The sequence below is a fragment of the Bacillus sp. ISL-34 genome (assembly GCF_018613325.1).
Taxonomy (GTDB): Bacteria; Bacillota; Bacilli; order Bacillales; family DSM-1321; genus Peribacillus.
Genome location: NZ_JAGGQJ010000042.1, coordinates 1 through 25,528 on the forward strand (window position 1 = coordinate 1; position 25,528 = coordinate 25,528).

The following is a 25,528-nucleotide window of genomic DNA, read 5'->3' on the forward strand; positions in this document are numbered from 1 at the left end:
GGGATCGGAAATGTTTCTAGAAGACAAATAATTTTTCGTGATAAAAATTGTTCAACCAGAAATAACTGGCTGACCTTTATAATACGAACGGGGCAGGATAGTTGTATAAAAACTAAATGTTATTTTTGCCATTTGATGTTATTGGGATTATAATATTTTGTTATTTCGTTAAATAACGATATGTACTAGCAAAAAAAAGAGAGTAAAACTGAAATCACTTATAAGGATTTCAGTTTACTCCTATACATCATGCTCAATCATCTCTTTAAGTTGATGAAAAGCTTCTTCATTCCTTTTATAATATGTCCATCTCCCGTGACGTTTCGCTGTCACAAGTCCTGCTCGAAGGAGAACGGTAAGATGCTGAGAAGCCGTTGATTGTGTAACATTTAATTTTTTATGGAACTGTGTTACACACACACCCGCTTGTTGAAAATCACTCACTTCCTCGGGTTGAGGCGAAAAATGTTTCTCTGGCTCTTTTAACCATTCTAATATTTGCAACCTTGTATCGTTACCCAATGCTTTAAAAATTTCAACTGGTTTCATACCATTCATTATATCGTCCTTTCACGAAATGTCAAATCAACAAAATACATTTATTATTAACTCTGTACTTTTCTATATAACAGCATAATTACCAATTCTGTTATGCTTTTGGTAAATTCCTTATACTTCAGGCAGATTACATTATTAATGAAGGGAAAAAGGGAACCACTTCTTCTCCTAACTCTTGAATAACTTCGGAAGCTGGTCTTTTCGAATTTTTAAGAACAATAATAATATGGTTTACTCCAGTAAGTTTTAAATGTTCGATATATTCAATAAGCGTATTACGCCCAATACGAAATCCTAAATGTATAGGAGTAGGCGGTTGGTTAGGGTCCTCAGTTAAGTCAACGTACAAAGATTGAACGAATGGTTTAAATTCATTCGTTGAGGAACGCCATGTCTGTATCCGATCTAATTGTTGATTCACGTTTCTAGGGTAATAAATCCATCCATCACCATGTTCTGCAATCCATTCAACTGATTGAGAAGAGTGTCCAGTTACTAGCAAAGGAATATTATTAGATGTAGGTTTAGGAAGCAAATCTCCTTCATTCATATGAACCCTTGGTGAATCAATATGAGGAAACTGTTCACCCCAAACTTTTCTCATCGTCATGACAGACTCTTGAAAACGGTCTGCTTTTTCAAGGGGGTCTACTTTAAATGCTGGAAATTCAATGGGTCTATCGCCCGTTGCTATGCCAAGCACAAGGCGCTCTCCTGATAGCTTATCAACGGAAGCAGCTGCTTTTGCAACGTGTAAAGGGTGTCGTAATGTCAGTAATATACTTGATGTACCTAACGCTATCTTCTCTGTATGAGCTGCTAAATAACCCAGAAAAACAAATGGATCATATATTTGTCCTACATCTCCAAACCAGGGATCACGTAAAGGAACATCTCTAACGAATAAGGAGGCGAATTTAAAATTCTCTGCCTTTTTAGCCAAACTCATCTGTTCTGCTATATCCATTTTTGGAATATCACCTTTATAAGATTCTAGTGGAAATAAAAGACCAAGTGTTAATTCATTTTCCTTAAACATTTGATTATAACCTCGGTGATTTTCAAATTGCTTACTCATAGACTATTGTATCAACTCCAATATAAAAGAATGAAATTAGAACCATGGAATATTCGTCAGTTTTATTACTCCCATGGTTCTAACTGTTTGTATTAAGTTATTTTACTTTCGATACCTCATCATCTGCCAAATCAACTTCTACAACAAATAGATCTTTGTCTGTTATGCGAGAAGGAAATCTTTCCGTGATACCTTGCTCGTGAATTGGAATGACACGCTTTGCATCTCGCCCTACCAACTTTAGCATTTTATCTAAGCTAAATATCATTTCTGTTTGACTTCCAGTAGCTAATCCAACAGGTAGAAGAATACCGTCTTGGTTTTTCCCTTCAATATTTTCAAATTGATAAGCATTATCTCCAGCTAGAACCCAACTATCTTCCTCAGAACCACCTTGTTTTACTCGAACGAACTGAGAACCGTAAGTGTGTGTATCAAATGCAGCAAATAGATCTATTCCTGGTAGAAATTCCTCAACATCACCATCTAAAAGTCTCATGCGTCCTTCTTTAGCAAGTTGTACTCCACGCAGGATATCTGAAGGATCAATACCAGACATCAAGTATTGGAATTGATGTGGAAGTGACATAGCCCATATAAATTTAGACAACTCTTTTTCTTGCATATAAAAAGTTGCATTTGGGAAATCTTCTACGTTACCAAAATGATCAAAATGAGCATGAGTGATAATAACTGTATCAATATCTTCAGGCTTTAAGCCAACTTCTTTTAGAACCACTGAAGGACTCTGCCAATCGACTACGTTAAATTTATCTCCAAGAACCTTTCCATAATCCTTATGGTTATATCCTACATCAACCATAATATTATGACCGTTACCTTTTATAACCACATAACTGTAAGGTAGTTTTACATAACCTTCATTGTGTGCCCCATAAACTACACCACTTTTATGATATTTCATTACACGAGAGTACTCTAATACCCAGATAGAATAATTTTTCATTTTTGTTTAAACTCCTTTAAATGTTATTGTTGATTAATGTGCACCACAGAAACAACTTGTTTCTAGAGAGATCATCCCCAATCCCATTGAGAAAGTGGACGATTTTTTCAAATATGAATTTGCTAAGTCTAAAGCACGCTGAATCTCTTCTAATTGACGTTCATTCATAAAATAAATATCTTCAGCTAAAGAATACTTAGCAAAAATCTTATTTAGGGCCTGAACACTATACATCAAATGGTCAAAGTGTATTTTTAGTCCAAGAGGAACTACTACGTCTTTAATTCGTTTAGTAGTCTCAACTAATGACTCTTTGGCCGTTGATACGGTTAAACTTACATCTTGTTTAACTCCAAGTTGCATAAGAAGTAAGCTTCCACTTAGTGCTTGAACCACGCGTTTAACGACATCAAAATCCTTTTGTAGGGAAGCAAAGTAAATGGCTGACTTCTCTTTATCAACTAGTTGAATCATTTTATGGTTAATATCTAAAGAATGGCCTTTGACCATCTTTTGATAAAGACTTTCTACATCAGTTTCAATTTTCATTGTTTCACCTCCTTTCAAGGGTTTAACAATATGCAGTTAAAATACAAGCTCGACTGCATAGAAGTCGACTATCTCTTATACTTTGTTTAGTTAGATGGTTTAACACGAAAACTTCCCGATAAATATAAGCCTAAAAGCACGACGATTGTTCCAATCACTGCATACCCTGTAATCGGTTCTCCCAATAACATTGCGCCAAGAATATATCCAGCGACAGGATTCAAAAGCAACCAATTGTTCGCTTTGATGGCGTCTTTTTTCAGTAAATAAAACCAAAGATTCACATTGAAAATCGAAAGAGCAAAGACGGACCAAAGTAAGTAGCCGATAAAATGAATATCTATGGTGATGGGCTCACCAGACTCTAAAATGAGCGTTGGGATAAGTAAAATTACTCCTCCAATCATTACCTGCCACGTGTTAACCACTATGGTTGGTAACTGTAAATTCGCTTTTTTGTAAATAAGACTACCCACAGCCATAGCAATCATCGCGAAAGTGATTAATAAGATACCACCTATCGTCGAATGACTACCTGCAAATGATGGATAAGTAGCCACGAATAGTCCGATAAATGATACAACCATCCCACCCCATTCTCTAAGGCGAATGGATTGCCCCATAAATATCATGGCCAGCAGGGCAAAAAGAAATGGATTTATTGGTATAAAAAGATTGAATATTCCAGATGATACAGTTCGAAGAGCCAACAAACCGAATCCTAGGAATATTGAGGTGTTTAATAAACCCAGCCAAAATAAAATCTTAAATTCTTTTTTATTTGGCATAGCATATTTGCCCTTTTTAAATCCATAAAGATAGAGAAGCAGTAAGAGCCCTGCAATAATAAACCGAATGGTAGATAGTGTTAATGGTGGGGCTGAATGAAGACCGAATTTCATCACTACAGCTCCAGAAGCATATAAAACAGTAAATAATATACCTACAAGTAAATCCTTTAATTTCATTAGGGTTCACACTCTTCCTCTCTTTGACCTATATAACGGAATTTTGGTTTACGTCCACACGATACATCGTTATATAGTTAATTAACGATGTATAAGTTTAAAAAAAATAACGCACTTTAGTACATCGTTATATAGTTAATTAACGATTTGTAATTTTTAAAAAAATAAACCATTTTATAATATCGTAATTATCGATATATAACGTTACTGAATTTCCTTTAATACTGGAAAACCATTATGTTTCTTCGGCTTCTTGATTTAATTATATCGTGAAATAACGATGTGTCAAACCTTTTTTCTTTTATCTAATTTTTATTAAAAGCCAGATTGTGAAAAAGTGTACTTAAACTAACGGGTGCGTTAGCTGAAGATCAGAGCTGTCTTTAAGGCAGCTCTTTCTTTATGGAACTAACGGGGCAGGTTGGTTCAACAAGGGATAATGTATTTGAAATAGAATTTATATTGTACGTCAAATAAAGGAAGAAGGTTGAATGATTTTGATTAAGATAGATACAGTTTTTTCATATGTTCTTCTCGGTGTGATAGTTTTCTACGCCCTGGAGTGGTTAGCTGTTGGTTCAGGTTTTAAGGTACTAGTTGGCGGGGGTTTTGGTTTACTTTTATATATAGCTAATCATATTAGTAAGAACCAAAAAATAATGAGTGATATGGAAGATACTGAAGACAGGCAATAAATATAATTTTAATAAGCTAACGGGTGCTTACTTCATTAAGAGAGGTGCTATGGCAGCTCTTTTTCTTTATGGAACTCTCGGGGCAGGATAGTTCATTAAAGGAGATAAGGATTTCGATAACTCATTTATGAATTGATTAATGATAAAATAAAGGAATAATTTCCTTGATTATTAGTTTGCTTTGTAGAGATAGATATAGAAGAAATCCACCAGTTTGAAGGGCTTTTAATCAAACTTTATATGAAATCTACATTTGGTTGTGTGAATAAATAATATAGTTGTTTTTAAAAAATAAGAGCCAATACTTTCGATTGTTACTTTCGAGACTATTAAGTAAAAATAATCGCTACTCGGATATCTCACTAAAGGGCATAATATTTAAAGAAAATTATAATAGTTTTATAAACCGTTTAATAATATAATTGGATGAAAAAAAGGATGCGTAGCATGCCGATTAATTCTTTTGAAAATTATCCGATGAGCTGGAAGCCATCTATTGATAAAACCAAAAAGCCCATTTATCAAGCAATCGCAGAACAATTACAACAGGACATTTTTAACGGAGTTCTGTTACCTGGTACAAAACTTCCCCCACAGCGAGAACTAGCTGATTATTTAGATTTGAATTTGAGTACTATTTCTAAAGCCTTTAAAGTTTGTGAGTTAAAGGGCTTGATAAGTGCATCTGTTGGAAGTGGCACATTTGTTTCGTATGATGCACTTTCAAATGCGTATTTACTTGAAGATACAAAGCCGAAGCATTTAATTGAAATGGGAGCAACACTACCTGATAATGCTTCATACGAGCCACTTTTACTTCAACTGAAAAGTATGCTGCAAGAGACAGATTATGAAAAATGGTTTGGTTATGGTCGGGCAGGCGAAAGCCTTTGGCAAAAAGATGCAGCTATAAAGCTCATCCGAAGAGGTGGGTTTGAAACAACAGTTGATCACATTTTATTTGCAAATGGGGGTCAAAATGCGATTGCTGCCACACTGGCGAGTCTTTGTCAGCCTGGAGATCGCATTGGTGTTGATCACCATACTTACCCGGGCTTAAAAACTGTCGCAGCGATGCTTAGTGTGCAAATAGTACCGATAAAATCAGAGAACTATGAAATGAGTCCAACAGCATTTGAAGATGCGTGTAAAAATGACAATATTAAAGGCATTTACTTGATTCCGGATTATCATAATCCGACAGCTTGCTGTATGTCTGTCGAGAATCGAAAAGTGATTGCAGCAATCGCCAAAAAGTATAATCAGTTCATTATTGAAGATGCGACGTATCATCTACACAACGAAAGACCACTTCCGGCAGTCGCATCCTTTGCACCGGAACAGGTCATCTATATTGCGAGTTTATCGAAATCAATAGCACCTGGGTTACGACTAGCCTATGTAGCAGTGCCGAGTCAATTCAAGGAGCCGATTTCAAAGGCACTATATAATTTAAATATATCAGTTTCCCCATTATTGGCAGAACTGTCAGCACGTACGATTGTATCGAATCAATTTGAGATCTTAATTGAGGGTCATAGGGAACAAACAATTCGCAGAAACCAAGTCGTAAATCGATATTTGGCAGATTATACGTGTTTAGGTGTTGAAACAGGCATCTTTCGTTGGTTGCTATTACCAGGCAAGATTACAGGTGCTGAATTTGAAACGTTAGCTGCACAGCAGGGGGTACAAGTGTATGCGGCTGAACGTTTTGTAGTTGGAAATAGTTGTCCAGATCGGGCTGTAAGGGTTTCTGTCTGTGCACCACAAACTCTCGAAGAGCTTGAAAAAGGATTGATTATCCTTAGAGGTTTACTAAACGATCTTACCTAACATTGTTTGCCATACAATTATAATATTGTATGGCTTTTTTGTGCGTGTTATGATGATTCAAATCTAGTTGGAGGATTATGAGAAATAGAATTTGCTTTCTAGAAAGGGAGGTTAGATTGTGTTACATAAAGAGAATGTAAAAGTGTTAGACGTCCAATCAGATTGGTTACAAAGCTACATTAGTTCTCCAGAAAAACAACAACAACTATATAAAAGAACATTAATGGTTGTTGTTTTATCTCAAATTTTTGGAGGAGCCGGACTTGCAGCGGGAATAACAGTAGGTGCACTTCTAGCGCAAGATATGTTAGGTACAGATAGTGTTGCTGGTATTCCGACGGCGCTATTTACTTTAGGATCAGCAGGGGCAGCACTACTTGTGGGACGGCTTTCTCAGCGATTTGGTCGTCGTATTGGACTTACGGTCGGATTTTTGGCTGGAGGGATCGGTGCCATTGGAGTAGTGATTTCAGCATTAATGAATAGTATTCTGCTTTTATTTCTTGCACTATTTATCTATGGGGCTGGAACAGCTACAAACTTACAAGCACGTTACGCTGGAACTGACTTGGCAAACTCGACACAAAGGGCAAAGGCTATTAGTATGGCCATGGTTTCCACTACATTTGGAGCCGTTGCAGGCCCAAACCTGGTGGATGTAATGGGGGAGTTTGCTCTGTCCATGGGAATTCCTTCTTTAGCTGGTCCTTTTATATTGGCAGCTGCAGCGTATATTCTGGCAGGTTTGGTTTTATTTAGTTTACTTCGTCCTGATCCTTTTATTGTAGCAAAAGCTATATCAGACGCTCAAAGAACAACCAGTGATTCACTTTTAGAGGAAAATTCTAAAAACAGGCCAGGCATTATTGCAGGGGCTTCAGTAATGGTTTTTACTCAATTTGTGATGATAGCGATTATGACGATGACACCTATACATATGGGACATCATGGGCATGGTCTGGGTGAAATTGGGCTTGTCATTGGACTTCACGTAGGTGCGATGTTTTTGCCTTCTTTAGTAACTGGATATCTTGTTGATAAAATTGGCCGTACTGCTATGGCCATTGCTTCTGCCATTACGTTACTTGCTTCTGGCATTCTAGCTGCTATGGGACCTGCTAATTCGATGGCAGTGCTCATTACAGCACTCGTTTTACTTGGACTTGGCTGGAATTTTGGTTTAATTAGTGGAACAGCAATTCTTGTAGATGCAACACCACCATCTACTCGGGCTAAGACGCAGGGTTCTGTAGATGTATTGATTGCTTTGTCAGGAGCATTAGGAGGAGGCTTATCTGGAATGGTTGTAGCTCATTCTAGTTATGCAACCCTTTCAATTACTGGTGCTGTGCTTTCGCTACTGCTTATTCCAATTGTTATTTGGGCCGTTAGGAATCAGAGTAAGGGTTAATGAAATAATTGAAAATTCAAGATATTATAAGAGTAAAAGTAGCTATTAAACTTTTAAAATAATTGTTAAACGTATAAAGAAGGAGCGGAGTCTCTTTAATTTAGTACGACTGAAGGGTATATTGATAATCCCTATGGAGCTGTAAGATTTGCTGGAGAGGCATCCCCACCTGTGAAACCAAGACACAATAAATGTGGGGTGAATTATACTTGAAGTCATTTCAGCTAAACGAAAAAACAAGATCTTTTTTATCGAAATATCAATTATTTGAAGATGATTTGATACAACAAGTTCAGTTGCAGCACCGTATGGAATTAGTGGAAGCATTTGGGGTTCAAAAAGGGATGCGTGTATTGGAAATAGGTTGTGGGCAGGGGGATACAACCGTTGCAATAGCTGACGCAGTAGGAGAAAACGGATCTGTTGTCGCAATAGATATTGCTAGTCCCGATTACGGGGCACCATTAACATTCATAAAACTCAAATTAATCGGCTACTCCAGCAAGCGAATTTTGAAGTGGTAAAACAACTTACAGTCGATGCAACATTATTACAGGACGGTCAATGGGAAAAAAGTTATGCAAACAGTATCTGTGCAGAATTTATTAAAGTGCCTTCCATGATACAAACGTTGATAACTAGTTATTATGAACTCATGAACACTTCGAATGGAAATGAGAATTCATTAAATAGTTTCATTGTTTGTGCAAAGTAATAAGTTCCTCATTTGAAGATATGCTTTTTGGTATTTGTGATTGTGAAGGAATGTACTTCAACTAACGAGTTCAAGATCAAGAAGCAGCCGAATTGGTTGCTTTTTTGCTTATAGAATTAACAGGTGCTTCATTTCAACAAGGAATAAAATTAGAACTACACATTTTAGCTATATCTAATAGGTGTAGTCCTTTTCATATCAACTGCTACGCTAATCTAACTTAAATATAAAAAAGTGTTTGTTTTTTGAAGGTGATTCATTTATTTTGTTGTATTTTTAATAATTGGTAGATTAATTAAAAATATAGAAAAAAGTGGAGGGAAAATCACATGGTTAACAATTGGAAAAAAATACTAATGGCTGGAGTGATCAGCTTATCCTTGCTAGGTACAGGGTACGTCGGTCACGACCTGATCTCCTCGCAAAACGTCTCGGCTGAACCCGCATCTGAAAAGGCACCAGGGCATTTGAAAAAAGTGGAGGCTTCCCAGCTTGATGAAATAATCGAACGAGGATACATTCGGGTAGGAATGACCGGAGACTACAAACCATTTACCTATTTGAACCCGGAAACAAAAGAGTATGAAGGCTTTGACGTGGACGCTGTCAAAGAGCTTGGCAAAGATCTTGGTGTGAAGGTGGAGTTTGTCGCTACCACATGGCCTACGATGATGAAAGACCTGCAAGCGGATAAATTTGATATCGCTGTGGGCGGTGTGACCCGCAACACAGCCAGACAAAAAAGCGCTTATGTATCGCAAGGTTATGTTTCATTCGGGAAGGTTCCTTTGATTCGCAAGGAAGATAAAGACAAGTATCTTACCATTGATGATATCAACAAGCCTTCTGTACGAATCGGCGTAAATCCAGGCGGAACAAACGAAGAATTTGTCCGTCAGTATCTAAGCCATGCTGACGTAACTGTTGTAGAAAACAATCTTGATATCCCACATCTTGTTGCAGAAGGTACGTATGATGTTATGATCACTGACACAGTGGAAGCAATGCTGTATGCAAAAGCTGATCCCAGATTGTATGCGGCTCAAACTGACAAGCCTTTCACAAACAGTGAAAAAGGTTATATGATCCCGCGGGGTGATTTCATTTATGCAAGCTACTTGGAAATGTGGATGGATGAAATGAAGCTACAGGGAAAATTTGATGCCCTCTACAAAAAGTGGATGGAATAGAATATGGAGGTGTTCTATTCTGATCTTAAGAAGAAAATTTTTTTCTTCCCTTCTAGCATTATTTCGACTGTAAATAAATAGATGAAGGAGGAGTATTTATAGAAAAAATACCTGTTAAAACTTTAAAGAAGATAGAAGAGGACATTAAAAATAATGATTTAGGAAAAGCAAGAGATAGAATACACGGGTTAATTATCACCTATCCAGATGAATTAGAATTACATAAAAAATTAGGCGATATCTATTTTGCATTAAAATATCCCTCGATGGCCGGTCGATATTGGTATCTAGAAAAGAATAAGACACCTGAAATGGTAGATGCGTGTATTCAATTCGAAAAATCCATGGGTAACGATCCTATTAGAATAGCCAAAGTTCTAAAATTTAAAGGAGATAGTGAAATTATAAAAGGAATGCAAGATCAGGCAATTTCTCCTTTACAAAATAAAGTAAAAGAAAAGTTGGTGGAAGAACCTGAAGAGACATTGGAGGATAAGTTATTTACTATTGGGTGTATCACGATATTAATATTAATCATTTTCTTTACATTAATCGGAATTTACACTCTCTTTAGCTGGATTTTTTGATTCCTGGAATCTTTCTTCAAGAAAGGTATTTGTTCCTCAGCTAACAGTCCTTTACTTCATTATCAGGAGCTGATCACAGTTCCTTTTAAAATGGGGCAGGTTAGTTCTATAAGGGGCAACGTCAGGAAAATGTGGTTTTACAACGATAAGGAAGTCTCGAACATAAAAAAAGGCGATTTCCAGTTGCTTAAGAAATCGCCTTTTTATTTGTTTTACTAAAGCTACCCGTTAGTGAAAATTTTTCTTGTATTCGAACTTTTTTAATTGATATTTACTCCTTTCGTAATTTCAATAATTTAAATTGATAAGAAAGGTATGGCAGGCCGGGGAAGATAAGAATGATAAGGGAAATCATCCCTAATACTTGAAAAAATTTCCCCATACTTTCAGATACCCATACCCAATTACTAAGACACTAAGCAACCAAAATATAACGGGGAGCAGTATCATGAAAAAAGTTAAATTTATTCCTAGTGGCGGTTTAGCTTTTTTTGAAGAAAAAGAGATGAAAAAGCTTGCCGAATATGCAAAAGAGGGATGGGTTTTAGAAAAATTTGCAGGGCTAGGGTACAAGCTAAGAAAAGGGGAACGTAAGAACATTGAGTATTCACTGGATTATCAAAAAGAAGCAGATGATGAATATTTAGCCTTCTTTGAAGCTGCTGGATGGTCACATGTATGTTCTGTAGGTAATGAAATTCATATATTTAGTGCCCCTACAGGAACCAAGCCAATCTATACAAACAGACCCACTACTGTTGAAAAATATGAACGAGAAAAGAAGCATAAGGGAAAGCTTCTCTTCCATTCTTCATTTCTACTAGAAAAGTTCGAAATTAATATTAAAGCCCATACTTTGTTATCTTTTTGTAAAGAGTAACTCTTGAAAAGCCTAATTCCTTTGCTGCCAATGACTTATTACCGTGTGTTTTTTCTAATGCTTTTTTTATTCGTTCTTTTTCTATTAAGCTTATCTCATCTTGAAAGGTGATATTAGCATTTTCAAGCGTTATTTTTTTTGCCCTTTGTGGAAGAATATTCAATATATCACTGGCTTGTAATACAGCGTCATCAGTCATGACCACAAGCCTTTCTACAGAGTTTCTTAATTCTCTTATGTTACCAGGCCAGTGGTATGAGGAAAATAACTCCATCATATCATTGGATAGTAATTGTATTTCTTTTTGATATTTAATAGAGAATTCTTCTATAAATAAATTTACCAGCTCTGGAACATCTTCTAATCTCTCTCGAAGTGAAGGAATATGAAGGGGGACCACATTAAGACGATAATATAAGTCTTCTCTGAATTCCCCTTTTTCCACCATCTCCTCTAGCATGCTGTTTGTAGCTGCTATTACCCTTATGTCTACTTTGATTGCTTTTGTGCCGCCTACTCTATATATTTCTCCTTCTTGAAGAGTTCTCAAGAATTTAACCTGGATATCTAAAGGCATTGTTCCTAATTCATCTAAAAATAGTGTACCACCATTTGCTTCTTCTAATTTTCCCGCTTTCCCACCTTTTTCAGCTCCTGTAAACGAACCTTTTTCATAGCCAAAGAATTCGCTTTCAAATAAAGGGGAAGGGATCGCACCACAATTAATAGGAACAAATGGCTTTCTTTTTCTTGAACTTGACTCATGAATGGCCTGTGCAAAAAGTTCCTTCCCTACACCGCTTTCTCCTAATATCAGCACTGTTGCGTCCGTTGTTGCTACTTTAATAGCGGATGCCTTTATCTGATTAATAATTTTGCTGCTGCCTTTTATGTTAGAGAAAGGTAAGTTTTTAGCCTGATTAATGATTTGCTGTTTTAAATCTTGTAGCTTTGAGTTTGTAACGGAAAGCTTATCATTTAGTTTTACGGTATCTGTAATATCACGATCTACCGATATAGCACCAATCAGGTTGCCACCATGGTCAAAAACAGGAGAAGAACTGATTGAAATATGCTTATCAGGCCGAGGTTGATGATAAACATCAAATATTGGCTGTTTACTTTTTAAAATTTCGTACAATTTAATGTCCTTCATTTGAAAATAGTTCTCTATGTTTTTCCCTATTATTTCATTTGATTTAATTTGATAAGTATTTTCTGCTGCTTCATTCCAGTAAACAACCCGCCCCGTTTTATCAACAGCTGTGACTGCATCTTTACTGGTTTTTAAAATAGCTTCTAAATAAAAAAGGATATTATCTCTACTAAAATCCGCTATTTTAATCTGCCTCCTTTTACAGCTCTTTTATGTAAGTTTACAGGTTTACAATATGTTAATAATATTTACACTTTTTATAATATTTTAAAAATGAAGTCTATTCAATATTTATATTTAGAATTTGTTTTTTTTATTTATTATTACGTATTAATCTTGCTATTGTATTATCCCTTTAACCCAGCTCTATCAGTTCAGAATAAGGAACATACACGTTATATAAAAGAGAATGACTTATTTTTAATTTTGTTTTTTTAAAATCGCAGTAATGCTGAAAAAAGTTTTTGGCATGCAAATTGCAATATGTCTAGTAGCACGCAAATTATTGTGAAAAAAGAGAAGGTGTAGTGATGATCAATTTTTCTAAGTTTATTGAAACAATCGATACCCACACAATGGGTCAGCCAACAAGAATTATTGTAAGTGGGGTTCCAAAAATTTCAGGAGATACAATGTTAGAAAAAAAAAATAATCTTAAAAAAGAAATACCTTGGCTAAGAAATTTATTAATGAACGAACCACGCGGTCATCAGGATATGTTTGGAGCTATTCTTTGTGAACCTTCTCAAGAAGGTTGTGATGCTGGCTTAATATTTATGGACAGCGGTGATTACCTTAATATGTGCGGTCATGGCACAATCGGCACCATTACTGCGGGTATACAGTTTGGCTTGTTACCTCAAAAGGAAATGTTTTTTCTTGATACACCGTCAGGCAAGGTAGAATGTACAGTTAAATATAAAGATCAGAAAGTTAGTCAAGTGTCGTTCCGGAATGTGCCCTCTTTTGTTCTTGAAAAAAATGTGAATATTTCGATTGAAGGCTATGGAACCATCAAATTAGATATTGTTTTTGGCGGCAGCATATTTGCTATTGTAGACGCGTCACAATTTAATTTGAAATTAAAAACAAGCGAAACTATTGTCTTATCTCAACTTGGTATGAGAATAAAACAAATACTTAATGAGCAATTTTATTTTGAGCATCCTCAAAACCCCAATATTTGCACGGTGGATCTTATAGAGTTCAGCTTAAAAAAGGAGAAGAATCATTATCGTAATGTTGTTGTTTTTGGGAACGGACAAATTGACCGTTCACCATGCGGCACAGGTACTTCTGCAAAATTAGCAACCCTAGATCTTCAAGTTGGTGAAAGTATTATTCAAGAAAGTATTATCGATTCCAGATTTATAGGTAAAGTAGTTGGAAAAACGACAGTATCAGGTTTCGATGCTATTATTCCTGAGATTACAGGGGCAGCCTGGGTTACCGGATTACATCGATTTGCTTTAGAAGAAACCGATCCATATCAGCAAGGCTTTACCTTAAAACAACAGTCTGTATTGGAAAATGCTTAATGCACAGGAAGACGATGACAGTGAAATATATCTATATGGCTTGCTTCACTTAATCAAAATTTGATGAGGTTTTCACATTTTCTTTAAGCCTGTTTACGAACTAATTATCTATAAAAGGAGAGAACTACATGACTATGAGTATTACATTAAAAGAAAAATATAAGCACGAGCCATTCACTGATTTTACGATTGAAGAAAATAAAAATGCATTTAATAAAGCGTTAAAAGTTGTTCAATCAGAGATGGGTAAAGGCTACCCCCTAATTATCGGGGGCGAGTCGATTACAACAGATGAACAAATCATTTCGATTAACCCAGCGAATAAGGAAGAAGTAATTGGAAGTGTTTCCAAAGCAAATAAAGAGTTGGCTGAAAAGGCGATGCAAGCTGCGCTAGTTGCTTTCGATACTTGGAAACAAGAAGACCCTGAAGTACGGGCGAATATTTTATTTAGTGCAGCAGAGATTCTCCGCGAACGAAAACATGAATTTTCTGTTTATCTAGTAAAGGAAGCCGGAAAGCCATGGAAAGAAGCAGATGCAGATACGGCAGAAGCGATTGATTTTTTAATTTTTTATGGACGCCAAATGATGCAATTAAAAGGGGGGGCTCCTGTAGAAAGTAGAGAAGGAGAAGCAAATGCTTTTAATTATATTCCACTTGGTGTAGGGATCATTATTTCGCCATTTAACTTTCCATTGGCGATTATGGCTGGAACTGCGGCAGCAGCGATCGTAGCAGGAAATTCAATTCTTTTAAAACCGTCGAATAATACACCTGTAATAGCAGCTAAATTTGTGGAACTATTACAAGAAGCTGGTCTTCCTGAAGGAGTAATCAATTACATTCCAGGAAGTGGTGCAGAAGTAGGTGATTACCTTGTTGATCATCCTAAAACCCGCTTTGTATCTTTCACTGGTTCACGTGAGGTTGGCTGCCGTATTTATGAACGTGCGGCAAAAGTACAGCCAGGCCAAATCTGGTTGAAGCGTGTGATTGCTGAAATGGGTGGAAAAGATACTGTTGTTGTAGATAAAGATACTGATTTAGATTTAGCAGCATCCTCGATTGTGTACTCAGCATTTGGATTCTCGGGGCAAAAATGTTCGGCGGGTTCACGTGCGGTTGTACACCAAGATGTCTATGACGAAGTTTTAGAAAGAGCAGCTGCTTTAACAAACACGTTATCAATCGGTAATCCAGAAGACATGAATACCTACATGGGGCCAGTTATTGATCAAGCTTCTTTTAACAAGATTACAAAATATATTGAAATTGGAAAAGAAGAAGGCAGGTTGATAACCGGCGGTGAAGGGGATGACTCTAAAGGCTACTTTATCCAGCCGACTATTTTTGCTGATGTTGATGAAAAAGCACGCATTATGCAAGAAGAAATTTTTGGTCCTGTTTTGGCTTTCTGTAAAGCCCGCGATTTTGATCACATGATGGAAATAGCGAACAATACGGATTATGGGCTAACTGGAGCGTTACTCTCAAATAATCCTGATCATATTAAGCGAGCAAAAGAAGAATTCCATGTAGGAAATCTTTATTTTAACCGTGGCTGCACAGGAGCAATTGTTGGCTACCAGCCGTTTGGTGGTTTTAACATGTCAGGAACAGATTCCAAGGCAGGAGGCCCTGACTATCTTATTTTACACATGCAGGCAAAAACGATTAGTGAAACAATTTAAGAATTAAGGCAGCTTTTATGCTGCCTTTTATAAAATGCAAAAATAAAAAGAAAGATACGTAGGGGGATAAAGGATGTTAGCAACCGTTTCGAAAAATATTTTTCTCTACGCCTCTCAAAATAAGGGTCTAAATAAAGCAGCTAAAAAATGGGGCCTTCGCTTTGGGGCTTCTCAAGTGGTCGCAGGAGAGACTATCGAAAGTGCTATTAAAAAATCTCAAACTTTAAATGAAAAAGGCATGGTCTGTACAATGGATCATTTAGGAGAATTTGTTTCAACCAAACAAGAAGCACTAGAAGCAACAGATTACAATATTAGAACATTAGAAGCGATAGCTAGAGCTGGTGTAAACAGTAATTTATCAGTAAAAATGACGCAGCTTGGATTAGATATCGACCGAGATTTTTGTGTGGAAAATATGCGTCAAATACTCGAAACAGCTAAAAAGCATAATAACTTTGTAAGAATCGATATGGAGGATCACGGGCATTGCCAAATGACGTTAGATATCCTGAGAGAACTGCGCCAAACCTTTGATAATGTTGGCACTGTTATTCAAGCTTATTTATACCGGGCAGAACAAGATGTAAAAGAGTTAGAAGGTGTTCCTTTGCGTTTGGTGAAGGGTGCTTATAAAGAACCACTGGAAGTCGCCTATCAGGAAAAAGAAAAAGTAGATGAAAATTATATGAACATCATTGAAAAGCATTTATTAAGTGGAAGTTATACGGCGATTGCTTCTCATGACCATCACATAATTGCTAAAGTAAAAGACTTTGCCCAAAGAAATAATATACCGCGCGATCAATTTGAGTTCCAAATGCTATACGGGTTTAGAACAGAGATGCAGCTGAGTTTAGTACAAGAAGGATATAAAATGCGTGTGTATATTCCTTTCGGTGATGATTGGTTTGGTTATTTTATGCGCCGATTGGCAGAGCGGCCTCAAAATATAGCATTTGCTCTTAGAGGATTCTTTTCTAAATAGATAAAGCAGCATGACGAAAGCCTGTTTGTCCTTATAAAGGGACATTCCTAAGACAAGATGATTTGAATTGGAGGAAATTTTAATGTGGATTATCACTATCCATTCCAATAAAAATGTCAAAATGTTTGAATTTGACACAGAGCAAGAAGCAAGATCAACTTTTGAAAAGGTACAGGGCTGTAAATTCCTTACTGAAGTAATTTACTTTAACGATTATCAGTTAGCCAAATCTTTATAATGGACCGTCAACAATTTTGTGTGAATAATGAGTCCCTTTTCCTGCAGACTGCCCTTTAATCACAGGGGTGCGAAGCTCTGCCTGTGACTGTTCGAACCAAATATGGTACCACAGTGCGAAACGCTGGTCACACTCTCTCTTCTGTGAATTGTTTGCTTATAAGAAGAATTAGAAGTAAAAGCGTTTTATGTTTGTATCTTAATAAGTAAATTCCTAGGATTAACGCTAAATATAACTGAATTGGTAAAAAGCCCGTTCAAAATGATGGAGGTAACTATTTTGACAATTACAAAAGATTTTTTTATTATGCTTTCACAAAATAAGATGCTTAATAGCGGTGCAAAACGATGGGGGCTTAAACTTGGTGCCCAGTCTGTCGTAGCAGGAACGAATATTGAAGAAATGGTGAAGAGTGTTAAAGAATTGAATGCAAATGGAATTTCTGCAACAATCGATAACCTTGGTGAGTTTGTATTTGAAAAGAAAGAAGCCATGCAGGCGAAAGAAAGAATTCTTGCCGTTATTGAAGCTATTTATCAGCATCAATTAGATGCCCATATTTCCTTAAAGCCTACTCAACTGGGCCAGGATATTGATTATAGTTTCTGCCTTGAAAATCTATCGGAAATTGTTGAAAATGCGTACAAAAATAATGTATTTATCAATTTTGATATGGAAGATCATGGTCATCTTCAGTCATCATTTGATTTAATTGATGAACTCTCCAAAGACTATAATAATATTGGAACGGTTATTCAGGCTTACTTTTATAATGCGAAAGATATGATTACAAAATATAAAAATCACCGGTTAAGAATCGTAAAAGGCGCCTATAAAGAATCTGAAAATGTCGCATATCAAGACAAAAAAGATATTGATCAAAATTTCATTGATTTAATCGAGTTCCATCTCCTGCATGGTAAATTTACTTCCATTGCTACACATGATCACCATATCATTAATCATGTGAAAAAGTTCGCGAAAAAGAATAACATACCAGCAGAGAAATATGAATTCCAAATGCTTTACGGATTCAGAAAAGATATGCAGTTGAGTTTAGCCAAGGAAGGATACAATTTTTGTACTTACGTTCCGTTTGGAGTGGATTGGTATGGGTACTTTATGCGCCGTTTGGCGGAGCGTCCCCAAAACCTTAACTTAGTAGCCAAACAGACATTTAACAAAAAAACGAACACATTAATTGGTATTGGCGCTGGTGCGTTTTTATTAGGAAGAATCAGCAAGAAGAAACCAACTAAAGTATAAAGAAATATGCAGCCATTTATTTGCAGGATATTTTAGGAAGGGCTCTTTCAGCCGTTCCCGCAGCTTTCATAAGTATTAAGGGGGAATAACAATGGATAAGAAAGTGTCCTTTTCGCAAGTGCTGTCAATTGGTTTAATGCTCTTTGCCATGTTTTTAGGAGCGGGCAACGTTATATTTGCTCCGATGTTAGGTCAACAGGCGGGAACAAACACCTGGCTTGCCATGGGAGGTTTTTTGATAACAGGTGTTGGGCTAGTTTTACTAGCTATCATTGCACTAACTCGTGGAGGTGGTACTGTAGAAAAACTTGCAGGAAGGGTCCATCCACGCTTTGCAACATTTTTTTCGATATTGCTTTTTCTGACACTGGGACCTATCTATGTTATTCCTAGAACAACATCTGTTGTCTATGAAATTTCTTTAAATCCATTGATTCAAAGTGAAGCAAATGAAAGGCTGTATCTGTTTGTATTTTCAGTACTATTTATTCTATTGACGGTTTTACTCTCTTGGGATACAAAAAAGTTTGTAGATAACTTGGGTAAAATTATAACTCCTATTTTCTCGATTTTGCTAGGAGTATTGATTATAAAATCATTTATCACACCTATGGGCAAAATAGGTAATCCTCAGGAAGGATACTTAGATGGTGTTTTCTTAAAAGGATTTACACAAGGATACTATACAATGGACATACTTGCTGCTTTTATATTTGGAGGTATTTTCATTAAGACAATTAGTTCTTTAGGAATAAAATCTGAAAAAGAAGTTTCTAAGCTATTTATTAAAGCAGGAATCATAACAATTTTCGGATTAATCGCCTTACAAGTTTCAATGGCTTGGATAGGTGCTTCTAGTGTGGATGCAATTGGTTTAAAAGAAAATGGTGGGGAAGTTCTAGCGGAGAGTGCCATCGCTCTTTTTGGGAAATTTGGAATTTACATTATTGGAACAGTTATTTTTCTGACAGGGATTACTACCAATGTTGCTTGCCTAGCAGCTGTTTCCGAATACTTTGAAAGAATTATGCCGCTTTTAAGTTACAAAAAATGGCTAATAGTTTTTTCTATCCTAGGGTTAATTATTACAAATTTTGGATTGAATACAATTTTAACTTTAGCATCCCCTATATTGCTCCTGCTTTACCCTTTGGCAATTGCTTTGATTGCTTTAATATTTGCCAATAATCTGTTTAAAGGTTATCAGTCTGTATATGTGAGTACTGTAGTAGGAGTCGGATTGGTTGCTCTGCTTGATTCTTTAAAAGAGGCTCATATCTTAACAAATGCAATTAACAATACATTTGGATTCATTCCATTATTCGAGCATGGCGTTGGATGGATTAGCACAGGATTAGTGGGCTTTTTGATTGGGCTAATAGTCGCAAAAACCAAAAAAGAATCCAGCGTAATTATTGATATAGCTGGACAAGAAAATGATAAAGTTTCGTAATAATCAACCAGTTGAAGGGACAGAATTGGAAAAAAGACAAAATTACTCCTTAGGAACCGGTCATTGAAACAGAACCAGATCTTTTTACCAGATAGGTTCAGCAGTTGGCCTAGCTATTATGGTTTCCATTGCAGCGGCAACGTCCGCCAGTACCGCAGTGAACCCGGTAGACGCTCTTAACGAGGGCTATCAACAAGCGTTCTTCTGGTCCGGTATGGTGGCTTTTGCAGGTGCAATATTAGCGCTACTGTTTGTCCGATTACCAAAGCGGTAGAATCAAATGGTCCAAAGTAATGTAATCGCAATCCCTATTTTCTATATATTGGATATGGGAGTATAGTTGAAAAGGGTTGTTCCTAAGACGGAACAGCCTTTTTCCATTTACATAAGGTCAACCGCGCTTAATATTAAATTTGCAGCATCTATATCAAATCGAAATGAGAGATGTAAAGTGTTTAACTTTAAAGCAGAAAAAATAAAAAACCACTCAGAGTGGTTTTTTAATCGCGCATTGCTCCTGCCTCTCGGGAAGTCATTGCACCTTGTCCTTCGCTTACATCTTTTTGAATTTCTTGTTTTACTTTTTGTGGATCAGTTCCGCTAAATTCTGGTTTCATAATAGAACCCAAGTTCTTTTTAGCTTGTTGATTCTGTTGCATACAAGTCCTCCTTCATCTATTGTTTAACAATCTTATTATTCACAAATAGCCTCAGTATATCCAGAGGATTTGAGCCTGCTTGCTAGGACAGCCCCTTTTTAATTTAACTAACGTAGAGTCGATATTTTCACAGCAGAGATTAATTCCTGTCCTGTCAGGGATAGGGCTTTTGCCAATTCCTTCAACAAGGAATTAGAATTAGAATTAGAATTAGACCATCTTGGAACTAGCATAAGAGTAAGAGGTGTTATAGGAACGGTTGTGGTTTTAACTACCATATTTCAACTTGCTACTTGGGGATTTGAACGTAAAGATCAAAAAGACGAAATGGGTAGGGAAATTACCGCAGCAAGTGCAAAAACAAGTTATCATATCTTAACAATTTTCTTTGTATATTTCGGATTTTAGACCGTATTATCTTTTTAAGAAAAAATGATTTTGGAAATATATCTTTATTTGCAACCCTTTGTCTTACTTTAGTTGTCTTTCCTATTGTTCAATTCTTTTCATCTAGACGTTATATTAATGTAACCCATACACAAAAAGCCTTAGATTCTATTGAATTCAAGGCTTTTCGAACTGTAACCTTATTTTCGCTTAACCTTTTTATTCCATTATTGGAATCTATGCCCATAACTGAAAAAGTATAGTATCATGAATAGGTATTTCAAACAAGGAGGGGATATGACCAAAACCATTGGCCTTATTTGTGGTAGTTTACGTCATTGCTGAATCATTGACAGTCATGGATGATTCCGCCCAATTTTGTTGGATCGAAATAAAAGATCTTCCTTTCTTTAACGAAGACTGAGAAGCGGCGACGTTCCAGAGACAGTAACATCATTTAAGCCGGCTATTCAAGAAGTGGACGGTATTATTATCGTGAGTCCAGAATACAATTCAGGAATTCCGGGCGCTCTAAAAAATGCATTGGACTGGGTATCAAGACCTCGTGAGTCCGCTGTTCTTAGTAGAAAACCCGTTGGCTTAATCGGAGCAATGGGGGAATAGGTACTGCCTTTGCCCAAATTTAAACCAGACAAATACTAGAAGCCATGCAAGCTAATGTCGTTCCATTTCAAAAAGTACTAATTTCGCAAGTACACGAAAAGATTGACTTCAATTAGAAAGCGCTTACTGACGAAATAACAAAACGATTACAACAATTTATTCATTGGATCGATCACACTCCTATTCTAGTTTAACAAAAGGAGATTATCAGTTTTAGATAAACTTCTTTTAAGTTACATTCATGATAAAAAAGGTATTAGATGGGGAATTGTTACAAAAACAGAAAATGAATCATCGGAACAATAGGATTTCATGCTTGGAGTCCGCAACATAAAACGTGAATAAATAGGCTACGGGATTCATCCGTATTATTGGAGAATAGGATATATATCGGAATATTTTTTGGAGGTAGAAAAATGGCAAAAATTACTGTAGGAACCGAAAATCAAACACCGATTGAACTATATTATGAGGATCATGGTACAGGGAAGCCAGTAGTATTAATTCACGGTTGGCCATTAAGTGGCCGATCTTGGGAATATCAAGTTCCTGCTCTCGTTGAGGCTGGATACAGAGTCATAACTTATGACCGTCGAGGGTTCGGGAACTCTTCTCAGCCATGGAACGGTTACGATTATGATACATTCGCTACTGATTTACATCTGTTACTAGAGCATTTGGATCTCCAAAGTGTGACACTGGTCGGATTTTCAATGGGGGGTGGAGAAGTAGCCCGCTATATCGGAACTTTTGGAACAAATAGAGTAGAGAAGGCTGTATTTGCAGGAGCTGTACCACCATTTCTTTACAAGTCAGCAGAACATGCTGAGGGAGCATTTGATGATGCAGTAATTCAAGAATTAGAAAATGGAGTAAAAAATGATCGCCTAGCATTTCTTGATGAGTTTACGAGAGGATTTTTTGCTGCTGGAGATCGAACTGACTTAGTCAGTGAACCATTCCGACTTTACAATAGGGATATTGCAGCGGGTGCATCGCCTAAAGGGACACTAGATTGTATTTCTGCTTTCAGCAAAACGGATTTCAGAGGAGATTTAGCCAAGTTTAATATACCTACCCTTGTTCTTCATAGTGATTCAGATGCAATTGTTCCATTTGAATATAGTGGGAAGCTGACACATGAAGCAATTCCTGATTCTAAGGTAACTTTAATAAAGGGTGGTCCACATGGGTTCAATGCAACACATGCCAAAGAATTTAATGAAGCACTGCTAACATTTTTAAAGGGTTGATTACAAATGACCGTAAATTGTTGCAAGCTGATCGATAAAAATCGTTTTTTTGATAAAATCAACATGAATATAGCAGAACCACTTTAAAAACGAGTGCGGGTTTATTAAGGAAGACAAAAAAGGTCAGCGTTTTTTATAAAAGAACAATCCAATTTAATAGTAATATAAGGGCATGTTTTGATAATCTTTTTTCAAAACATGCCCTTTCTATTTATTCCTTCATAGTTAATGGCTCCTTTCGTATGACTAACGGGCGTAGTATTTACAGAGAAGAAAGCGAGAATTACATGAGAAATATGTCCTCAGCTATTGCGATTTCGACCGAAAAAAGCGATTTGGAAAAATTCCAAATCGACATTTTTACTATTATTACTTGTTAGGTTTCTTATTTAAAATAGAGCGTAGTTCATTGATATCATCATCAGATAGGGTATCTTCCTGAATGAATTGGACAAGCATGGACTTCAGAGTACCTCCATAGATACGGTTGATAAATGATTCGGTCTCGGCACGCCGGCACTCTTCCTGTGTATAGAGCGGGTAAAAGGTGTAAACTCTTAGATTTTTATTGACACCTACTACATCTTTTTGAACCAATCGATCGAGAAGAGTGCGTATGGTTTTCGGCTTCCAATCGGTACTCTCCTGTAAGGAAACTATGATGTCATTTGCTGCTTGAGGGGCTTTATCCCAAAGCACGTTCATGATTTCCCATTCTGATTCTGATATGCTAGGAATGTTTTTCTCCATATTTCTCCCCTCCATTTTCTTTATAGATTCCTAAATCTTTTAAAATTGATAAAGTAATTTCTCCCGCCTTGCTTCCAGATGAGTCATCTTCATTTTGTATATTGGTAGCAAAGAAATAAGTATTGTTCTTCGTCTCTACATACCCGATAAACCAACCATTGATGTTTTTTCCATTTACTGCTCCTGTACCTGTTTTTCCTGATAGGCGAGCTTCTTCATTCTTTTCTAAGAGTAGGGCTTCCTTCACAGCTTGGATATTCATTTCCTTATATCCCAATTGATTGTAATAAAAGGCTTGCAGCAGTTGGACTTGCTCGACTGGAGAAATTTTCAATGAGGATTCGATCCAGAATTCACCAAATCCCCCAGATACATCGGAATTTCCATAATTTATCTCTTGCAGATTGGATTGTATTGTTTCGAATCCTGTTCTACGATCTAATTCTTGGAAATACCAGTTTACAGATTTTTGTAAAGCAGATGAGACATTCTGATCCATATTCCAAGCAGCATAGGGTTGCTCAGTCCCATCCCATGAAAGGGTGGATTCTTCGGGTGATATCACATTTGATTCTAGTCCAAATAAGGCACTATAGATTTTGTATGTGGAATCAGGTGATACCCGCAACGTACTTTTCTCTTCATTATAAATGAGATATTGCTGTGCGTTATGATCATATAAAACAAAGCTTCCTTCATACCCTTTAAAAAATTGATGTAAATCCTCGTAAACTGTTCCATCATCATTAAAAAAGTATCGGTCATTTTCCGTTGCAAATGCGGAAACGAAAGGTAATTGGATTGTCAAAATGATACTGGCCAACACATAAATAAAGACACTTTTTCTTATTGATTTTTTTGTGGAATGCTTATAGGCAGAAATTTGTTCAATTCGTTTTTTGATTTGAAGCTTCGAACCGTTTAAATGTGTCACTATCTGAAGCTTACTTGACCGTTTTGAAAGATCCAAAAAATTAATGATTGTATTTCCATATTCACTAAATGAATTATCATCATCTAGTAACTGTAAAACAGATGTATCACATGCAATTTCCCGATCCAATCTCATTTCTCTAAAAGCAAGCCAGATAAGGGGATTAAACCAATAAATGATTTGATAGAACAAAACCACGTAATTTGTCAGCAAATCCTTGTTTTTATAGTGACTTAATTCATGAAGAAAGATATACTCGTAATTTTTTAAGCTAAGCCAGTTTTCATGCTGGGAAGGTAAGACAATATATGTTTGAAAAAGTCCGAATATCATTGGGGATTGGACTCTTTTAGAAATAACAATCTTTATTGATTTTTTAATCTGTAGTCTTTTCTTGCATTCTTCGAAAAGCATGAGAACTTCTTGATTGGAAAACGGAGAAGAATAATACTTTACCCTTCTAAGTGTGAGCCAGCCACGAACCATAGTAAAGGTAAATAAAAGCATTCCTGACATCCATAAACCCATCACTCCAATATGAAGTAAGGACAGGTCCGGCCGATTGACCGATACAGAAAAGTCTTGTATTAGGTGCAGGCCTTGTATCATATCAGTTCCAGTTATTTTCATATTAGAGCTGGGTGCATTAGTCTGATATGCATCCCCACGGCTAAAGAGAGAACTAAAATTATATAAATCAGTAGGTATGAATGGAAGTGCTAAAGCCATAAAAAGAAACATCCACAAATGATAGTGCCATTTTGCTGTTAATTGTCTTCCGAACCATTTTCGTATAAGTAGTATAACAGTAACGGAAAATGAAGACACCAATAGACCTATTATAAAATGAGTTAAAAACATGTCCTTCAATACCAACTCTCTTGACTTTTAAATTTTAAAAAACAGGTATATTTCATATTTATATGGCTTGAGGGTAAAAAATAAAGAATTGACTTTATTTGATTACATATGTAATACTGTACTACAGATGCGATAAGACTACAAATGTAATCTGTTAAAACTCCTTGCATGAGGGTGTTTTTTCAACTCGTACATAAGAGTCTAATCAAATCAGGAGGACTGCATCATGAACAAAAGATAGGGTGCAAGAGATCCGGCTGCTATCCCAGGAGAATACCTAATAAAATTTTTTT

The 25,528-nt window shown here is 36.4% G+C and carries 23 protein-coding genes and 1 pseudogene; 15 read left to right on the forward strand and 9 right to left on the reverse strand.

Translation table 11 applies throughout. The features are described 5' to 3' along the window. Positions 1-240 precede the first annotated feature (240 nt). The 5 genes from J7E52_RS25240 to J7E52_RS25260 all read right to left on the reverse strand — a co-directional run bounded on the left by J7E52_RS25240 (position 241) and on the right by J7E52_RS25260 (position 4,120). Positions 241-549 (reverse strand): ArsR/SmtB family transcription factor, encoded by a 309-nt coding sequence (locus J7E52_RS25240; RefSeq protein ID WP_063577785.1) that lies wholly within the window; start codon positions 547-549, stop codon positions 241-243. A 136-nt stretch (positions 550-685) separates the two neighbouring features. Next, positions 686-1,636, reverse strand: coding sequence for an LLM class oxidoreductase (locus J7E52_RS25245; RefSeq protein ID WP_214751126.1), 951 nt, complete (start codon positions 1,634-1,636; stop codon positions 686-688). Positions 1,637-1,733: 97 nt separating this feature from the next. Beyond that, positions 1,734-2,603 carry an N-acyl homoserine lactonase family protein gene (locus J7E52_RS25250; protein WP_054399506.1) on the reverse strand — a complete coding sequence of 290 codons (870 nt, stop codon included), beginning with the start codon at positions 2,601-2,603 and terminating at the stop codon, positions 1,734-1,736. Positions 2,604-2,636: 33 nt separating this feature from the next. Beyond that, a complete protein-coding gene (locus J7E52_RS25255) occupies positions 2,637-3,152 on the reverse strand; it encodes a hypothetical protein (protein ID WP_214751128.1) in 516 nt (171 codons plus the stop codon). An 86-nt stretch (positions 3,153-3,238) separates the two neighbouring features. After that, the gene (locus J7E52_RS25260) at positions 3,239-4,120 is read right to left on the reverse strand and encodes a DMT family transporter (protein ID WP_214751130.1); all 882 of its coding nucleotides are present in this window, start codon (positions 4,118-4,120) and stop codon (positions 3,239-3,241) included. A gap of 491 nt (positions 4,121-4,611) precedes the next feature. Here J7E52_RS25260 and J7E52_RS25265 point away from each other — a divergent pair, with 491 nt between their 5' ends. The 7 genes from J7E52_RS25265 to J7E52_RS25295 all read left to right on the forward strand — a co-directional run bounded on the left by J7E52_RS25265 (position 4,612) and on the right by J7E52_RS25295 (position 11,434). Beyond that, positions 4,612-4,815, forward strand: a complete 204-nt coding sequence (locus tag J7E52_RS25265) for a hypothetical protein (RefSeq protein WP_214751132.1) — start codon at positions 4,612-4,614, stop codon at positions 4,813-4,815. A 447-nt stretch (positions 4,816-5,262) separates the two neighbouring features. Next, positions 5,263-6,651 carry an aminotransferase-like domain-containing protein gene (locus tag J7E52_RS25270; RefSeq protein WP_214751182.1) on the forward strand — a complete coding sequence of 463 codons (1,389 nt, stop codon included), beginning with the start codon at positions 5,263-5,265 and terminating at the stop codon, positions 6,649-6,651. Between the two features lie 118 nt (positions 6,652-6,769). Beyond that, a complete protein-coding gene (locus tag J7E52_RS25275; protein ID WP_396020317.1) occupies positions 6,770-8,062 on the forward strand; it encodes an MFS transporter in 1,293 nt (430 codons plus the stop codon). A gap of 209 nt (positions 8,063-8,271) precedes the next feature. After that, complete coding sequence (locus tag J7E52_RS27190) at positions 8,272-8,586, forward strand: class I SAM-dependent methyltransferase (RefSeq protein ID WP_286198075.1); 315 nt, start codon at positions 8,272-8,274, stop codon at positions 8,584-8,586. A 520-nt stretch (positions 8,587-9,106) separates the two neighbouring features. Beyond that, entirely contained in the window at positions 9,107-9,967 is an 861-nt protein-coding gene (locus J7E52_RS25285) for a transporter substrate-binding domain-containing protein (RefSeq protein WP_214751134.1), read from the forward strand. A gap of 98 nt (positions 9,968-10,065) precedes the next feature. Then, on the forward strand, positions 10,066-10,554 hold the full coding sequence (locus J7E52_RS25290) for a DUF6584 family protein (RefSeq protein ID WP_214751185.1): 489 nt from the start codon (positions 10,066-10,068) through the stop codon (positions 10,552-10,554). A 448-nt stretch (positions 10,555-11,002) separates the two neighbouring features. Further along, a complete protein-coding gene (locus tag J7E52_RS25295; protein ID WP_214751136.1) occupies positions 11,003-11,434 on the forward strand; it encodes a DUF2812 domain-containing protein in 432 nt (143 codons plus the stop codon). Here the strand turns inward: J7E52_RS25295 and J7E52_RS25300 are convergent. After that, complete coding sequence (locus tag J7E52_RS25300; protein ID WP_214751187.1) at positions 11,397-12,773, reverse strand: sigma-54 interaction domain-containing protein; 1,377 nt, start codon at positions 12,771-12,773, stop codon at positions 11,397-11,399. The two genes, J7E52_RS25295 and J7E52_RS25300, sit on opposite strands and share 38 nt — an antisense overlap. A gap of 347 nt (positions 12,774-13,120) precedes the next feature. On the opposite strand from J7E52_RS25300, the gene J7E52_RS25305 reads away from it, so the two are divergent. The 6 genes from J7E52_RS25305 (at position 13,121) to brnQ (ending at position 19,767) form a co-directional block, all read left to right on the forward strand. Further along, positions 13,121-14,128, forward strand: a complete 1,008-nt coding sequence (locus tag J7E52_RS25305; protein WP_214751138.1) for a proline racemase family protein — start codon at positions 13,121-13,123, stop codon at positions 14,126-14,128. 134 nt (positions 14,129-14,262) lie between these two features. Then, positions 14,263-15,822, forward strand: a complete 1,560-nt coding sequence (gene pruA / locus J7E52_RS25310; protein ID WP_214751189.1) for an L-glutamate gamma-semialdehyde dehydrogenase — start codon at positions 14,263-14,265, stop codon at positions 15,820-15,822. Between the two features lie 73 nt (positions 15,823-15,895). After that, positions 15,896-16,810, forward strand: a complete 915-nt coding sequence (locus J7E52_RS25315) for a proline dehydrogenase family protein (protein WP_214751140.1) — start codon at positions 15,896-15,898, stop codon at positions 16,808-16,810. 82 nt (positions 16,811-16,892) lie between these two features. Continuing rightward, on the forward strand, positions 16,893-17,048 hold the full coding sequence (locus J7E52_RS25320; protein WP_214751142.1) for a hypothetical protein: 156 nt from the start codon (positions 16,893-16,895) through the stop codon (positions 17,046-17,048). A 306-nt stretch (positions 17,049-17,354) separates the two neighbouring features. Continuing rightward, positions 17,355-18,314, forward strand: a complete 960-nt coding sequence (locus J7E52_RS25325) for a proline dehydrogenase family protein (RefSeq protein WP_286198077.1) — start codon at positions 17,355-17,357, stop codon at positions 18,312-18,314. Positions 18,315-18,405: 91 nt separating this feature from the next. Continuing rightward, positions 18,406-19,767 (forward strand): branched-chain amino acid transport system II carrier protein, encoded by a 1,362-nt coding sequence (gene brnQ, locus J7E52_RS25330; protein WP_214751144.1) that lies wholly within the window; start codon positions 18,406-18,408, stop codon positions 19,765-19,767. Between the two features lie 500 nt (positions 19,768-20,267). Here brnQ and J7E52_RS25335 read toward each other — a convergent pair whose 3' ends face one another. Next, a complete protein-coding gene (locus tag J7E52_RS25335) occupies positions 20,268-20,426 on the reverse strand; it encodes a hypothetical protein (RefSeq protein WP_214751146.1) in 159 nt (52 codons plus the stop codon). Between the two features lie 684 nt (positions 20,427-21,110). Between J7E52_RS25335 and J7E52_RS27325 the strand changes: the two are divergent. Both J7E52_RS27325 and J7E52_RS25345 read left to right on the forward strand, forming a co-directional pair. After that, a pseudogene (locus J7E52_RS27325) lies at positions 21,111-21,631 on the forward strand (NADPH-dependent FMN reductase). Between the two features lie 222 nt (positions 21,632-21,853). After that, complete coding sequence (locus J7E52_RS25345; RefSeq protein ID WP_214751148.1) at positions 21,854-22,690, forward strand: alpha/beta fold hydrolase; 837 nt, start codon at positions 21,854-21,856, stop codon at positions 22,688-22,690. A 369-nt stretch (positions 22,691-23,059) separates the two neighbouring features. On the opposite strand, the gene blaI is transcribed toward J7E52_RS25345, so the two are convergent. Together blaI and J7E52_RS25355 are read right to left on the reverse strand one after the other, a co-directional pair. Beyond that, positions 23,060-23,440, reverse strand: coding sequence for a penicillinase repressor BlaI (gene blaI, locus J7E52_RS25350; RefSeq protein WP_214751150.1), 381 nt, complete (start codon positions 23,438-23,440; stop codon positions 23,060-23,062). Next, positions 23,421-25,235: a BlaR1 family beta-lactam sensor/signal transducer gene (locus J7E52_RS25355; protein WP_214751152.1), complete on the reverse strand. Its 1,815-nt coding sequence runs from the start codon at positions 25,233-25,235 to the stop codon at positions 23,421-23,423. Before J7E52_RS25355 ends, blaI begins: the two co-directional genes overlap by 20 nt. Positions 25,236-25,528 lie beyond the last annotated feature (293 nt).

Coding starts and splice junctions, on each gene's coding strand:
- J7E52_RS25240 (WP_063577785.1), bottom strand. CDS start 549: ATGAAACCAGTTGAAATTTTTAAAGCATTGGGTAACGATACAAGGTTG.
- J7E52_RS25245 (WP_214751126.1), bottom strand. CDS start 1,636: ATGAGTAAGCAATTTGAAAATCACCGAGGTTATAATCAAATGTTTAAG.
- J7E52_RS25250 (WP_054399506.1), bottom strand. CDS start 2,603: ATGAAAAATTATTCTATCTGGGTATTAGAGTACTCTCGTGTAATGAAA.
- J7E52_RS25255 (WP_214751128.1), bottom strand. CDS start 3,152: ATGAAAATTGAAACTGATGTAGAAAGTCTTTATCAAAAGATGGTCAAA.
- J7E52_RS25260 (WP_214751130.1), bottom strand. CDS start 4,120: ATGAAATTAAAGGATTTACTTGTAGGTATATTATTTACTGTTTTATAT.
- J7E52_RS25265 (WP_214751132.1), top strand. CDS start 4,612: ATGATTTTGATTAAGATAGATACAGTTTTTTCATATGTTCTTCTCGGT.
- J7E52_RS25270 (WP_214751182.1), top strand. CDS start 5,263: ATGCCGATTAATTCTTTTGAAAATTATCCGATGAGCTGGAAGCCATCT.
- J7E52_RS25285 (WP_214751134.1), top strand. CDS start 9,107: ATGGTTAACAATTGGAAAAAAATACTAATGGCTGGAGTGATCAGCTTA.
- J7E52_RS25295 (WP_214751136.1), top strand. CDS start 11,003: ATGAAAAAAGTTAAATTTATTCCTAGTGGCGGTTTAGCTTTTTTTGAA.
- J7E52_RS25305 (WP_214751138.1), top strand. CDS start 13,121: ATGATCAATTTTTCTAAGTTTATTGAAACAATCGATACCCACACAATG.
- pruA (WP_214751189.1), top strand. CDS start 14,263: ATGAGTATTACATTAAAAGAAAAATATAAGCACGAGCCATTCACTGAT.
- J7E52_RS25315 (WP_214751140.1), top strand. CDS start 15,896: ATGTTAGCAACCGTTTCGAAAAATATTTTTCTCTACGCCTCTCAAAAT.
- J7E52_RS25320 (WP_214751142.1), top strand. CDS start 16,893: ATGTGGATTATCACTATCCATTCCAATAAAAATGTCAAAATGTTTGAA.
- J7E52_RS25325 (WP_286198077.1), top strand. CDS start 17,355: ATGCTTTCACAAAATAAGATGCTTAATAGCGGTGCAAAACGATGGGGG.
- brnQ (WP_214751144.1), top strand. CDS start 18,406: ATGGATAAGAAAGTGTCCTTTTCGCAAGTGCTGTCAATTGGTTTAATG.
- J7E52_RS25335 (WP_214751146.1), bottom strand. CDS start 20,426: ATGCAACAGAATCAACAAGCTAAAAAGAACTTGGGTTCTATTATGAAA.
- J7E52_RS25345 (WP_214751148.1), top strand. CDS start 21,854: ATGGCAAAAATTACTGTAGGAACCGAAAATCAAACACCGATTGAACTA.
- blaI (WP_214751150.1), bottom strand. CDS start 23,440: ATGGAGAAAAACATTCCTAGCATATCAGAATCAGAATGGGAAATCATG.
- J7E52_RS25355 (WP_214751152.1), bottom strand. CDS start 25,235: ATGTTTTTAACTCATTTTATAATAGGTCTATTGGTGTCTTCATTTTCC.